We start from the raw sequence: 13,502 nt of genomic DNA, 5'->3' as shown, positions 1-13,502 counted from the left end.
CCTTTCCGGCGCGAAGCCGTTCGTTTTCTTTAGAGGTCGCCCGACCCGATGATGAAGACCAGCGAATGCGCGTGAGGCAGGTTGACAAGGCCAAGATCAAGGCGCGTGCAAAGGCGCCATAGGACCGTCTGAATGTTTTACTGGCTGATCGAGCTCTCCAACACATTTCCGGGCTTCGGTGCCGTTCGCACCTTCCTGAACGTCTTCCGCTACATCACCTTCCGCACCGGCGGCGCCGTCGTCACCGGCGCGCTGTTCGTATTCCTGTTCGGACCCTGGATCATCGACCATCTGCGCATCCGGCAAGGCAAGGGCCAGCCGATCCGGGCCGATGGTCCGCAATCGCATCTCGCCAAGAAAGGCACGCCCACCATGGGCGGGCTGATGATCTTGTCCGGTCTCACGGTCGGCACGGTGCTGTGGGCCAATCCGCTCAACCCTTACGTCTGGATCGTGCTGGCGGTGACGCTTGGCTTCGGCTTCGTCGGCTTCTATGACGATTATCTCAAGGTGACGAAGCAGACCACGACCGGGTTCGGCAGCAAGCTTCGCCTGCTGATCGAGGCGGCGATCGCGCTGGTGGCCTGCTACGCGCTGGTGCGGCTGAACCGCGATCCCGCGTCGACCGCGCTGACGATTCCTTTCCTGAAGGACACCGTGCTGCATTTCGGCTGGTTCTTCGTCGTGTTCGGCGCCTTCGTCATCGTTGGCGCCGGCAACGCGGTGAACCTGACCGACGGTCTCGACGGCCTTGCCATCGTGCCGGTGATGATCGCGACTGCGAGCTTTGCCATGATCGCCTATCTCGCCGGCAACGCGGTGTTCGCCGATTATCTCCAGATCAAATATGTCGCCGGCACCGGCGAGCTCGCCGTGCTCTGCGGCGCGCTGCTGGGTGCGGGCCTGGGCTTCCTCTGGTTCAACGCGCCGCCGGCCTCGATCTTCATGGGCGACACCGGCTCGCTCGCGCTCGGCGGCATGCTGGGCGCGATCGCAGTGGCGGTGAAGCACGAGATCGTGCTCGCGGTGATCGGCGGCCTGTTCGTGCTGGAGGCAGTCTCCGTCATCGTGCAGGTGGTGTCGTTCAAGATGACGGGAAAACGCATCTTCCGGATGGCGCCGATCCATCACCATTTCGAGCAACTCGGCTGGACCGAGCCCCAGATCGTGATCCGGTTCTGGATCATCTCGGTGATGCTGGCGCTCGCTGGCCTATCCACGCTGAAGCTGCGGTGAACGATCGATGATCCCCGTCACGTCCTTTGCCGGCAAGACGGTCGCGGTGTTGGGCCTCGGCGGCTCGGGACTCGCCTCCTGTCACGCGTTGAAAGCGGGCGGCGCCGAGGTGATCGCCGCCGACGACAGCGCCGAGAATGTCGCCAAGGCCGCGCAAGCGGGCTTCATCACGGCTGATTTGCGCAACGTCTCATGGGCGAATTTCGCCGCGCTGGTGCTCGCGCCCGGTGTGCCGATGACCCACCCAGTCCCGCATTGGAGCGTGCTGAAGGCGCGCGAGGCCGCTATCGAGGTGATCGGCGACATCGAGCTGTTCTGCCGCGAAAGGCGCCGGCACGCGCCGGATGCGCCGTTCGTCGCCATCACCGGCACCAATGGCAAATCGACGACGACGGCTTTGATCGCGCATCTCACCAAGGTCGCCGGCTATGACACCCAGATGGGCGGAAATATCGGCACCGCAATCCTGTCGCTGGAGCCGCCGGGCATGGGCCGCGTCCACGTCATCGAGATGTCGTCCTATCAGATCGACCTCACGCCTTCACTCGATCCCTCCGTCGGCATTCTGCTCAATGTCAGCGAAGACCACATCGATCGCCACGGCACCATCGCGCATTACGCCGCGGTGAAGGAGCGACTCGTTGCCGGTGTGCAGGCCGGCGGCACCGCGATCGTCGGCGTCGACGACGGCTTTTGCCGCGATATCGCCGACCGGCTCGATCGCGCCGGCAAGAACGTGGTGCGGATCTCCGTCAAGAATCCGCTGGCCAGCGGCATCCATGTCGAGCACGGCCATATCGTGCGCAATTCGGGCGGCGCGCGCAGTGAAATCGCGGCGCTCGGCGGCATCGGTTCTCTGCGCGGCTTGCACAATGCGCAGAACGCGGCGTGCGCGGCAGCCGCCGCGCTCGCGATGGGCATCGGCCTCGACGTCTTGCAGAACGGCCTGCGCAGCTTCCCCGGCCTTGCGCATCGCATGGAGCAGGTCGGCCGCCGCGGCAACGTGCTGTTCGTCAACGATTCCAAGGGCACCAATGCCGACGCCACCGCGCATGCGCTGTCGTCCTTTTCGGACATCTTCTGGATCGCGGGCGGCAAGCCGAAGGCCGGCGGAATCACCGGCCTCACCGGCTACTTCCCGCGCATCCGAAAAGCCTATCTGATCGGCGAGGCCGCGCAGGAATTTTCGGGCACGCTCGGCACGAAGGTGCCGCACGAGATCAGCCAGACCCTCGACGTCGCCGTCGAGCAAGCCGCATGCGATGCGGAGGCGTCAGGCATCGCTGACGCGGTCGTCCTGCTGTCGCCCGCCTGCGCCTCCTTCGACCAGTATCGCAACTTCGAAATTCGCGGCACCAGGTTCCGCGAGCTGGTGCAGGCGCTGCCGGGCATGAAGCCGGTGGTGTAGGGACGCTGCTGGTTGTTGCTCCGCTGTCGTCGCCCGGCTTGACCGGGTGATCCAGTACGCCGCGGCTGTGGTTATGAACCCTCGACGTCTCTGGAATACTGGATGCCCCGCTTTCGCGGGGCATGACGGGCATTTGAGGTAAGCGCTCGCCTTCATCTCCAATCATCCCCGTTTCCTTAACCCCCCGGTAACCAACCTCGGCGACCAATGGACCGACCTCTGTCCGAAAGCGGCCGCCATGCTCTCCCGTGAAGAACGCACCCCCTTTTCCGAGTGGTGGTGGACCGTCGACAAGCCGCTGATGGGTGCCATCCTGGCGCTGATGCTGACCGGCGTGATCCTGTCGCTGGCGGCGAGCCCGCCGGTTGCGACCCGCATCGGGCTCGATCCCTTCCACTTCTTCAGCCGGCACGTGCTATTCCTGGTGCCGTCCTGCATCGTGCTGCTCGGGGTCTCCTTCCTGTCGCCGCGGGCGATCCGTCGCTCGGCGCTGATCATCTTTGCGGTCAGCATCGTCCTGATCGTGCTGACGCTCGCGATCGGCCCCGAAGTAAAGGGCTCGCGGCGCTGGATCACGCTACTCGGCCTCAATATCCAGGCCTCCGAGATCGCAAAACCGTCGTTCGTCGTCATGGCCGCCTGGCTGTTCGCGGAATCCACTAGGCGGCCAGAAATGCCGGCGACCTCGATGGCGCTGGTGCTGCTCTTGATGCTGGTCTCGCTGCTGGTGATGGAGCCCGACTTCGGCCAGACCATGCTGATCCTGATGGTGTGGGGCTCGCTGTTCTTCATCGCGGGCATGCGGATGATCTGGGTGTTCGGGCTCGCCGGCCTCGGCGCCGCCGGACTGTTCAGCGCCTATCTTTTTGTTCCCCACGTCGCCGGCCGCATCAAGCGCTTCATGAATCCGGCCTCGGGCGACACCTTCCAGGTCGATACCGCCATGGAGGCCTTCTACAATGGCGGCTGGTTCGGCCTCGGACCGGGCGAGGGCATCGCCAAGCGCAGCCTGCCCGACAGCCACACCGATTTCGTGTTCGCGGTTGCCGCCGAAGAGTTCGGCATCATCCTGTGCCTCGCGATGCTGGCACTGTTTGCTTTCGTCGTCATCCGGACGCTGTCGCGCGCCTATGCCAACGAGGACATGTTCTCGCGCTTCGCGGCCTCGGGCTTGGCGATCCTGTTCGGCGTGCAGGCCGCCATCAACATGTCGGTCAATCTCCAGCTCATCCCCGCCAAGGGCATGACGCTGCCCTTCATCTCCTATGGTGGCTCCTCGATCGTGTCGCTGGCCTATGGTGTCGGCATGATGCTCGCGCTGACGCGGCTGCGCCCGCGCACCGAAGTCGAGGCGAGCGGCCACGCCGAGGCGATGCGCAGCTACGCATAGTTTTTCGTCATTGCGAGCGAAGCGAAGCAATCCAGAATCTCTCCGCGGTGGCAGTCTGGATTGCTTCGCTGCGCTCGCAATGACGAAAGAGTCCTTGTAAAACTCGCCACCATGGACACCTCCCCCCTGATTCTTCTCGCCGCGGGCGGCACCGGCGGCCATCTGTTTCCGGCCGAGGCGCTCGGCGTCGAGCTGATCCGGCGCGGCTTCCGCGTCCGCCTCGTCACGGACGAGCGCGCGCTGCGCTACAGCGGACTGTTCACCAAGGACATGATCGACGTCGTCTCGAGCGAGACTGCGCGCGGACGCAATCCGCTGCAGCTCGCCTATGCCGGCCTGACGCTCGCGGCCGGCACGCTGTCCGCCTACAGCCTGATCAAGCGACTGAAGCCGGTCGCCGTCGTCGGCTTCGGCGGCTATCCGACGCTGCCGCCGCTGGTCGCCGCAAAATTCGCCGGCGTGCCCGGCATCATCCATGACGCCAATGCGGTGCTCGGCCGCGCCAACCGGTTCCTGTCGAGCCGCGTCCAAGCCATCGCGACGTCGTTGCCCGGCGTGCTCGATCGCGATCCGGCGCTATCAGGCAAGACCACGACGGTCGGCACGCCGATGCGTCCGGCGATCCTCGCCGCAGCTGGCGTGCCATATGCTGCGCCTGAAGTGAACGGTCCGCTGCGCCTGCTCGTCGTCGGCGGCAGCCAGGGCGCGCGCATCATGGCCGACATCGTGCCGGGCGCGATCGAGCGCCTCGAGCCTGCGCTGTGGAGCCGGCTCGTCCTCACCCAGCAGGTGCGCGACGAGGATATGGCGCGCGTGCGTGCGGTCTACGACAGACTGAAGATCAAGGCCGAGCTCGCGCCGTTTTTCACCGATCTTCCGGCACGGCTGGCCTCCAACCATCTGGTGGTGTCGCGCTCAGGCGCCGGCACCGTGGCGGAACTTGCCGCGATCGGGCGGCCCTCGATCCTGGTGCCGCTGCCGGGCGCGATCGACCAGGACCAGTTCGCCAATGCCGGCGTGCTGGCCAAGGTCGACGGTGCGATCCGCATTCCGCAGACCGAGTTTTCCTCCGATCGCCTCGCCGCCGAGATCTCCGCCTTCGCCGCCGAGCCCGCGCGTCTTGCCGCCATGGCGCAGGCCGCCCGCGGCGCCGGCCGGCTCGACGCAGCGGAGCGGCTGGCCGATCTGGTGGCCAAAATCGCGGGAATCTGACGCGAAATCGGCCGGAATTCCTACTTTTGCCGTCATGGCCGGGCTTGTCCCGGCCATCCACGTCTTGCAAGAAGTGGTAAGGATTCGTGGATGCCCGGGACGAGCCCGGGCATGACGAAGGGAACTGCGGGATACACCATGAGACTGCCGCGCGAGATCGGACCTATCCACTTCGTCGGGATCGGCGGGATAGGCATGAGCGGAATCGCCGAGGTGCTGCTCAATCTCGGCTATTCCGTGCAGGGTTCGGACGCCTCCGACAATTACAATCTCGACCGCCTGCGCAAGAACGGTGCGAGGGTCTCGGTCGGCCACAAGGCGGAGAACGTCGACGGGGCCGAGGTCGTCGTGGTTTCTACCGCGATCAAGCGCGACAATCCGGAACTGACGGCGGCGCGCGAACGGCGCATCCCCGTGGTGCGCCGCGCCGAGATGCTGGCCGAGCTCATGCGGCTGAAGAGCTGCGTCGCCATCGCCGGCACCCACGGCAAGACCACCACGACCACGATGGTCGCGACGCTGCTCGACGCCGGCGGCCTCGATCCCACCGTGATCAACGGCGGCATCATCAATGCCTACGGCTCCAATGCGCGTCTCGGTGCGGGTGACTGGATGGTGGTCGAAGCGGACGAGAGCGACGGCACGTTCCTGAAGCTGCCGACCGAGGTCGCGATCGTCACCAATGTCGATCCCGAGCATCTCGATCACTTCAAGACCTTCGAGGCGGTGCAGGACGCCTTCCGCCATTTCGTCGAGAACCTGCCGTTCTATGGCTTCGCCGTGATGTGCATCGATCATCCCGTGGTGCAAACCCTTGTCGGCAAGATCGAGGATCGACGCATCATCACCTATGGTGAGAATCCGCAGGCCGATGTGCGCTTCGTCGACCTGACCCCGGCGGGCGGCGGATCGAAGTTCAAGGTTGCCTTCCGCGATCGCAAGACGGGCGCCGTGCACGAGATCTCCGATCTCATGCTGCCGATGCCGGGGCGCCACAATGCCTCCAACGCGACCGCCGCGATTGCGGTCGCGCGCGAGCTCGGCGTGTCGGACGAGGCGATCCGCAAGGCGATCGCCGGCTTCGGCGGCGTCAAGCGCCGCTTCACCAAGACCGGCGAGTGGAACGGCGTCACCGTCATCGACGACTACGGCCATCATCCGGTCGAGATCGCGGCGGTGCTGAAGGCGGCGCGGGAATCCACCAACGGTAAGATCGTCGCGGTGGTGCAGCCGCATCGCTACACCCGCCTGCAGTCGCTGTTCGAGGAATTCTGCACCTGCTTCAACGATGCGGATGCGGTGATCGTCGCCGAGGTCTATGCTGCGGGCGAGACGCCGATCGAAGGCATCGATCGCGACCATTTCGCCGCGGGCCTGCGCGCCCACGGCCACCGCGAGGTGATCCCGCTGCCCGCGGCGTCCGATCTCGCTGGCATCGTCAAGGGCGTGGCGAAGTCCGGCGATCTCGTCGTGTGTCTGGGCGCCGGCAACATCACGCAATGGGCGTATGCCTTGCCCGGCGAATTGAAGGCGCTGGGGTAGCGCAGTGAGCTTCCCCGACATCACACCCGACCTCAAAGCCGTGATGCCCGATCTTCGCGGCCGGCTGCTGGCGAACCAGTCGCTCGCCGAGCTCACCTGGTTTCGCGTCGGAGGTCCCGCGCAGGTGCTGTTCACGCCGACGGATGAGGACGATCTCTCTTATTTCCTCGCGCATCTCGCAAGCGACATTCCCGTCTATGTCGTCGGCGTCGGCTCCAACCTGATCGTGCGCGACGGCGGCATGGCGGGCGTGGTGATCCGGCTTGCGCCGCGCGCCTTTGGCGAGGCGAGCGCGAGCGGCGATGTCGTCACCGCGGGCGCAGCCGCGCTCGACAAGCGCGTGGCGGAAGTCGCCGCGTCGGCCAATATCGGCGGGCTCGAATTTTACTTCGGCATTCCCGGCACGATCGGCGGCGCGCTGCGCATGAATGCGGGCGCCAATGGCGGCGAGACCAAGGACGTGTTGATCGAGGCGCGTGGCGTCGGGCGCGACGGCACGAAGCACATCTTCTCCAATGCCGACATGAAGTTTGTCTACCGCAACAGCGGCGTCGATGCCTCCATCATCTTCACCTCCGCGCGGTTCTGCGGCGAGCTCAGGGATGCCGAGGCGATCCGCGCGCGCATGGCGGAAGTGCAAACCCATCGCGAGACCGCGCAGCCGATCCGCGAAAAGACCGGCGGCTCGACCTTCAAGAATCCGCCCGGCCATTCCGCCTGGAAGCTGGTCGATGCCGCCGGCTGCCGCGGTTTGCGCGTCGGCGGTGCAGAAGTCTCCGAGATGCACTGCAATTTCCTGATCAACACGGGCAATGCCACCGCGCACGATATCGAGACGCTGGGCGAGACCGTACGTGAACGGGTGAAGGCAAATTCCGGAATTGAGCTACACTGGGAAATCAAGCGGATCGGAATTCCCGGCTAATTTGGACAAGCGACGAGAGAACATGCGCATCACCATCCTCTTCGGCGGCTCCAACCGCGAACGTCTGGTTTCCGTCGCCTCAGCCCAGGCGCTGCATCAGGCGCTGCCCGAGGCCGATCTCTGGTGGTGGGACGTCGAGGACAAGGTGCATGTCGTGCAGTCCAAACAGCTGCTCGAACATGCCCGCCCGTTCGAGGACGAGTTCAAGCCGGGCACGTCGGGCATTCCGTTGGAGCAGGCGCTCGACCAGGCCAGGGCGGAGGACCGCGTGCTGGTGCTCGGCCTGCATGGCGGGCGTGCCGAGAACGGCGAATTGCAGGTGATGTGCGAAGCGCGCGGCGTGCCGTTCACCGGATCGGGCTCGGCCTCCTCGCATCTCGCGTTCGACAAGATCGCGGCCAAGCATTTCGCCGCGCTCGGCGGCGTGACGCCGCCGGCCAACATTGCGCTGGACCAGATCGACGAGGCCTTCGCCGAATACGGCCGGCTGATCGCAAAGCCCGCCAGGGATGGCTCGAGCTACGGCCTGATCTTCGTCAACGCCAAGCAGGATCTCGTCGCCGTTCGCAATGCGGCCAAGCACGAAGAGTACGTGATCGAGCCCTACATCTCCGGCGTCGAGGCGACCTGCGGCGTGCTGGAGCGGCCGGACGGCTCGATCATCTCGCTGCCGCCGATCGAGATCATTCCGGGCGAGGGCAGTTTCGACTACGCGGCGAAATATCTTTTGAAGTCGACCCAAGAGATCTGTCCCGGCCGTTTCGCACCCGAAATCACCGCCGCGCTGAAGCACCAGGCGATGCTGGCGCACCGGGCGATGTCGTGTACCGGCTATTCCCGTTCGGACTTCATCGTCTCGGACAAGGGGCTGGTCTATCTCGAAACCAACACGCTGCCCGGCCTGACCAAGTCCTCGCTCTACCCCAAGGCGCTGAAGGCCGAGAGCATCGAGTTCGTCGACTTCCTGCGCGGCCTGATCGAGCTCGCTGTGGCCGGTGTGCGAAAATAATTAGGACTGGTTAACGGCCGAACTGGCGAAACGGCCGGTTTTGGAACCCAAAACCGGTAAAATGCCGGATATTGCGGCATAAATGCCTCACAGGCCTGGGCAAAAAGCTCACGTCGTTAACGAACTTTACCTTTTGTTTACCAGGACGTCCGAAGGTTAACGCTGGCGGCGCATATGACGCTTTGGCTGCCGGCGCGTGGACCGTTGCGGGTGTTGTCACCCCCAGCGAACGCTCTGAAGGGGAGAGGTTTTCTTCTGCTGAAGACCAGCACCCGGCCCGGCAAGTCCGAGACGTCATGTTCGCCAGGACCCGCGCGATGTCGCGGGCAAACTGTTGACGAGCTCGTGCAATGGATGGAGCAGGAAGCCTCACTCGGTCGCTTTTCAGATCGCTGAGGCCCCAAGCTGACCTGAAGGCGGCCGCTATCGGAGCGGTCGTGCTTCTGCGCGAGTGGGTGCAGGACAAGCGTCAGGAAAGAGTTCTCGGCGCCCGTGCTGCCGCCAAGGAAAAGACCAGGGCCAAAGCCATCGTCGAGCGCGAGCCGCCGCCGCGGTTGGTCGCGCTGGTCGAGCGCTATCTGCCGCGCCGGGTCGGGATCAGCATGACGGTGCTGCTCCTGATCGGAAGCTGCGGCTTCGGTATCGTCAAGGGCGGCCATCTCCAGGATTTCATCACGGCGGTCAACGACACCCGCAACGCGCTGGCCAATTCCGCCGGCTTCCGCATCACCTCCGTCGTGATCAACGGTCGCAAGCAGCTCAGCCAGGACGAGATCCTCGCGATCGGCGGCGTCAGCGGCCGATCCTCGCTGCTGTTTCTCGACGCCGACGCCGTGCGCGACAAGCTCAAGGCCAATCCCTGGATCGCGGATGCGACCGTGCTGAAGCTCTATCCGGGCCAGCTCATGATCGAGCTCACCGAGCGCAAGGCGTTCGCGCTGTGGCAGGAGGCCGGCCGGCTCTCCGTCATCGCCGATGACGGCGCCGTGCTCGAACCCTACGTCTCGCGCCGCTTCCTGTCGCTGCCGCTCGTGGTCGGCAAGGGCGCCGAGACGCAGGCCCGCGATTTCCTCGCTTTGCTGGCGCGCTATCCGCAGGTCAATTCCATTACCAAGGCCGCGATCTTCGTCGGTGAGCGGCGCTGGAACCTGAGGCTCAAGGACGGCCTCGACATCCGCCTGCCCGAACAGGACGTCGGCAACGCGCTTGCGATGCTGTCCAGGCTCGACAAGGAGGACAGGCTGTTCTCCCGCGACATCGTCGCCGTCGACCTGCGCCTGCCCGATCGGCTCGTCGTGCAGCTGTCCGAGGACGCCGCCAAGGCGCGCGACGATTTGTTCAAGGACAAGAAGAAGAAAAAGGCCGGGGACGCTGCATGACCGGTCTTGATCGCACCCAGACACCGAAGACACGCCCGATGCCGCACAAGCGCGGCGGCCTCGTCGCCTGCCTCGACATCGGCACCAGCAAGATCGCCTGCATGATCGCGCGGCTGAAGCCGTCGGCGCCGAGCGAAGCCCTGCGCGACCGGACCCATGCGGTGGAGCTGATCGGCTACAGCCAGATTCAGTCGCGCGGCATGAAGGCCGGCGCCGTGATCGATCTCGGCGAATGCGAGCAGGCGGTGCGACAGGCCGTCGGGCTTGCAGAGAAAATGGCCAAGGTGCGGGTCGAGTCCGTGCTGCTGTCGGTCTCCGGCGGCCGGCTCTCCGGTCAGCTGGTCGAAGCTGCGGCCGACATCCGCGGCGGCGCCGTGACACCGGCCGATGTCAGCCGCGTCACCTCCACCGGCATGCGCCACGCCACCGGCGAAGGCCGCACCGTGCTGCACGCGCTGCCGGTCGGCTACACGCTTGACGGCGTCAAAGGTATCCGCGACCCCCGCGGCATGGTTGCGCATCAGTTCGGCATCGACATGAATGTCGTCACCTGCGACGCCACGGTGGCGCGGAACCTGATGCTGGCGGTCGAACGCTGCCACATCAACGTCGAAGCAATGGCGGCAAGCCCCTATGTGGCAGGCCTGTCGGTGCTGACCGACGACGAGGCCGATCTCGGCGCCGCCGTGGTCGAAATGGGCGCGGGCACCACCACGATCGCGGTCTTTTCCGGCGGCCACTTCGTGCATGCCGCGGGTTTTGCGGTCGGCGGGCAACACATCACGATGGATCTGGCGCGCGGACTCTCCGCGACCATTGCCGATGCCGAGCGAATCAAGACGTTATACGGGACCGTCATCACCGGCGGATCGGACTCGCGTGAGCTGATGTCTGTACCGACAGCCGGTGACGAGCAGGATCTGCCGCAGATCGTCTCCCGCGCTACCATCGCCAACATCGTCAAGCATCGTGCCGAGGAAGTCTTCGAAATGGTTCGGGACAAGCTGAAGGACTCGCCCTTCGCCTCGGAGCCGAACGGCCGCGTCGTGCTCTCGGGCGGGGCCTCGCAGCTCACGGGTCTCGTTGAGCTCGGAACGCAGATTCTCGGCCGGCCCGTGCGGGTCGGACGTCCGCTCGGTTTCGGCCGGCTGCCCAACGAGGCGAAGAACGCCGCCTTCGCGGTGCCGGCCGGACTGCTCGTCTACCCGCAATATGTTCACCACGAACATGTCGAACCGCGGCATACGCGGCAGCAGGTCAGGACGGGGACCGGCGGGTATTTCGGAAAGGTCGGACGATGGCTACGCGAGGGCTTCTGATGACTCCTTCCCGCAATATTCGATTTTCACCAACTCCCGCGGCCGCCGGCCGGGGCGAACCCACGCGCGCGTGATCGAGAGGCAAACATGACCATCAGCATCAATGTTCCTGATATTCACGAACTGAAGCCCCGCATCACCGTGTTCGGCGTCGGCGGCGCCGGTGGTAACGCCGTCAACAACATGATCACGGCGGGCCTCCAGGGCGTCGACTTCGTGGTCGCCAACACCGACGCGCAGGCGCTGACGATGTCGAAGGCGCAGCGCATCGTGCAGATGGGCACGGCGGCCACGCAAGGGTTGGGCGCAGGTTCGCAGCCGGTGGTCGGCGCGGCCGCGGCCGAAGAAGTCATGGACGAACTCCGTGACCATCTCTCGGGCGCCAACATGGTGTTCGTCACCGCCGGCATGGGCGGCGGCACCGGCACCGGCGCAGCTCCCGTGATCGCCAAGATCGCGCGCGAGATGGGCATCCTCACCGTCGGCGTCGTGACCAAGCCCTTCCACTTCGAGGGCGGCCGCCGCATGCGCACCGCGGAAGCGGGCATCAATGAGCTGCACAAGGTCGTTGATACGCTGCTGATCATCCCGAACCAGAACCTGTTCCGGGTCGCGAACGAGAAGACCACCTTCGCCGACGCCTTCGCGATGGCCGACCAGGTGCTCTATTCGGGCGTTGCCTGCATCACCGACCTGATGGTCAAGGAAGGCCTGATCAATCTCGACTTCGCCGACGTCCGCGCCGTCATGCGCGAGATGGGCAAGGCGATGATGGGCACGGGCGAAGCCTCCGGCGACAAGCGCGCGCTGACCGCCGCCGAAGCCGCGATCGCCAACCCGCTGATCGACGATAGCTCGATGAAGGGCGCCAAGGGCCTCCTGATCTCCATCACCGGCGGCAAGGATCTCACCCTGTTCGAGGTCGACGAAGCTGCGACCCGCATCCGCGAGGAAGTCGACCAGGACGCCAACATCATCGTCGGCGCCACCTTCGACGAGGCCCTCGATGGCCTGATCCGCGTCTCGGTCGTCGCCACCGGCATCGAACAGGCCGCGATCGCGCGCAACAGCCAGGCCACCAGCGCTCCCGTGGCGAATCCTGCTCCGCAGGCGCAGCAGGCTCCCGCCGCTCCCGCCGCGGCTGCCGAGAGCCGTCTTGCCGATCTGACCGCGCGGCTGCGCGCTGACAATCAGCGCATGGCCGAGCGCGCCCAGAAGTTCGAAGGACAGACCCCGGCCACAGGAACGGGCCAATTTGCCGCCGCTCCCACGGCTCCGCGTCCGAACGTCGAGCGCGCTGCGCTTGCCGCCATCGCCGCCGCCGTTGCGGACGTTCCGCAGGCTCCCGCGCCGATGCAGACCTATGGCGACGTTACCGTGCGCCCGATCGCGCAGAAGCCCACGCTGTTCCCCGAGCCCGAGCAGGCGCCGATGGCCATGCAAGAGCCGATGACGCCGGAAACCTTCATCCCTCCGCAGGCCGAGCGTGCACCGGTCCGCACACCGCGGATGCCGCGGATCGAGGAACTTCCGATGCCCGCCCAGGCCGAGCTTCGCCAGGCCCGCGGCGAGGTCGAGGAGGAGACCCCGCAAAAGACCCGGCTGTCGCTGCTGCAGCGCCTCGCCAATGTCGGCCTCGGCCGTCGTGACGAGGAGACCGAGGCGCCGATCGCGGCCCGCACCGCCGGTCCCGCGATGCCGCCACTGCCCGATCGCCGCCCCCAGAAGACCGTGGCGCAGCAAATCGCTTCTACCGAGCCGGTGTCTGAGTATGCCCGTCGTCCCGCGCCGCAGGGCCTGGACATGCACGGCCGTCCCGCGCCTGTTGCCCCGGCGCCACAGGGAGATGACCATCTTGATATCCCGGCCTTCCTGCGGCGGCAGGCGACCTGAGGATTGTTACAATAAGGCAGACGAAAAAAGGTCCCGGGGGGAAGCTTGCCGGGACCTTTTCTTTTGCCCCGTGCATATCCGGATTGCGTGGCCAAGCAACTGATTTTAAATCATTAATTACGTATTCGATGGTTCAGTAAAACTACCGAAAACGGTCCCGAACTCCGGTCCAATTTGGTTAAGCCTTGG

At 65.5% G+C, this 13,502-nt stretch carries 10 protein-coding genes; all 10 read left to right on the top strand.

Annotation, left to right across the window (positions count from 1 at the left end; translation table 11 throughout):
• The first annotated feature begins 132 nt into the window (after positions 1–132).
• The 10 genes from mraY (at position 133) to ftsZ (ending at position 13,313) form a co-directional block, all read left to right on the top strand.
• Entirely contained in the window at positions 133–1,236 is a 1,104-nt protein-coding gene (mraY, locus tag IVB50_RS05530; protein WP_007600847.1) for a phospho-N-acetylmuramoyl-pentapeptide-transferase, read from the top strand.
• A 7-nt stretch (positions 1,237–1,243) separates the two neighbouring features.
• A complete protein-coding gene (gene murD / locus IVB50_RS05525) occupies positions 1,244–2,644 on the top strand; it encodes a UDP-N-acetylmuramoyl-L-alanine--D-glutamate ligase (RefSeq protein ID WP_247294865.1) in 1,401 nt (466 codons plus the stop codon).
• Positions 2,645–2,882: 238 nt separating this feature from the next.
• Positions 2,883–4,034: a putative lipid II flippase FtsW gene (ftsW, locus tag IVB50_RS05520; protein WP_018454238.1), complete on the top strand. Its 1,152-nt coding sequence runs from the start codon at positions 2,883–2,885 to the stop codon at positions 4,032–4,034.
• A gap of 111 nt (positions 4,035–4,145) precedes the next feature.
• On the top strand, positions 4,146–5,246 hold the full coding sequence (murG, locus tag IVB50_RS05515) for an undecaprenyldiphospho-muramoylpentapeptide beta-N-acetylglucosaminyltransferase (protein WP_085349085.1): 1,101 nt from the start codon (positions 4,146–4,148) through the stop codon (positions 5,244–5,246).
• 138 nt (positions 5,247–5,384) lie between these two features.
• Positions 5,385–6,788 carry a UDP-N-acetylmuramate--L-alanine ligase gene (gene murC / locus IVB50_RS05510; RefSeq protein WP_204513990.1) on the top strand — a complete coding sequence of 468 codons (1,404 nt, stop codon included), beginning with the start codon at positions 5,385–5,387 and terminating at the stop codon, positions 6,786–6,788.
• Positions 6,789–6,792: 4 nt separating this feature from the next.
• On the top strand, positions 6,793–7,713 hold the full coding sequence (gene murB, locus IVB50_RS05505; RefSeq protein ID WP_247294863.1) for a UDP-N-acetylmuramate dehydrogenase: 921 nt from the start codon (positions 6,793–6,795) through the stop codon (positions 7,711–7,713).
• Positions 7,714–7,735: 22 nt separating this feature from the next.
• Positions 7,736–8,722, top strand: a complete 987-nt coding sequence (locus tag IVB50_RS05500) for a D-alanine--D-alanine ligase (protein WP_085349138.1) — start codon at positions 7,736–7,738, stop codon at positions 8,720–8,722.
• A 350-nt stretch (positions 8,723–9,072) separates the two neighbouring features.
• Positions 9,073–10,101 (top strand): cell division protein FtsQ/DivIB, encoded by a 1,029-nt coding sequence (locus IVB50_RS05495; protein WP_026232695.1) that lies wholly within the window; start codon positions 9,073–9,075, stop codon positions 10,099–10,101.
• Complete coding sequence (gene ftsA / locus IVB50_RS05490; RefSeq protein ID WP_018454244.1) at positions 10,098–11,420, top strand: cell division protein FtsA; 1,323 nt, start codon at positions 10,098–10,100, stop codon at positions 11,418–11,420. Before IVB50_RS05495 ends, ftsA begins: the two co-directional genes overlap by 4 nt.
• 87 nt (positions 11,421–11,507) lie before the next feature.
• Positions 11,508–13,313, top strand: coding sequence for a cell division protein FtsZ (gene ftsZ, locus IVB50_RS05485; RefSeq protein ID WP_018454245.1), 1,806 nt, complete (start codon positions 11,508–11,510; stop codon positions 13,311–13,313).
• Positions 13,314–13,502: the final 189 nt, after the last annotated feature.

The sequence above is a fragment of the Bradyrhizobium sp. 87 genome, from assembly GCF_023073015.1.
In the GTDB taxonomy this organism is placed as follows: Bacteria; Pseudomonadota; Alphaproteobacteria; order Rhizobiales; family Xanthobacteraceae; genus Bradyrhizobium; species Bradyrhizobium canariense_D.
The sequence above is the reverse complement of the archived record's forward strand: the minus strand, read 5'-3'. Positions and strand labels throughout refer to the sequence as shown.

Bases quoted from the DNA above. Each gene is read 5' to 3' on its own strand.
- ftsA (WP_018454244.1), top strand. From the start codon at position 10,098: ATGACCGGTCTTGATCGCACCCAGACACCGAAGACACGCCCGATGCCG.
- mraY (WP_007600847.1), top strand. From the start codon at position 133: ATGTTTTACTGGCTGATCGAGCTCTCCAACACATTTCCGGGCTTCGGT.
- ftsZ (WP_018454245.1), top strand. From the start codon at position 11,508: ATGACCATCAGCATCAATGTTCCTGATATTCACGAACTGAAGCCCCGC.
- ftsW (WP_018454238.1), top strand. From the start codon at position 2,883: ATGCTCTCCCGTGAAGAACGCACCCCCTTTTCCGAGTGGTGGTGGACC.
- IVB50_RS05495 (WP_026232695.1), top strand. From the start codon at position 9,073: ATGGATGGAGCAGGAAGCCTCACTCGGTCGCTTTTCAGATCGCTGAGG.
- IVB50_RS05500 (WP_085349138.1), top strand. From the start codon at position 7,736: ATGCGCATCACCATCCTCTTCGGCGGCTCCAACCGCGAACGTCTGGTT.
- murC (WP_204513990.1), top strand. From the start codon at position 5,385: ATGAGACTGCCGCGCGAGATCGGACCTATCCACTTCGTCGGGATCGGC.
- murG (WP_085349085.1), top strand. From the start codon at position 4,146: ATGGACACCTCCCCCCTGATTCTTCTCGCCGCGGGCGGCACCGGCGGC.
- murD (WP_247294865.1), top strand. From the start codon at position 1,244: ATGATCCCCGTCACGTCCTTTGCCGGCAAGACGGTCGCGGTGTTGGGC.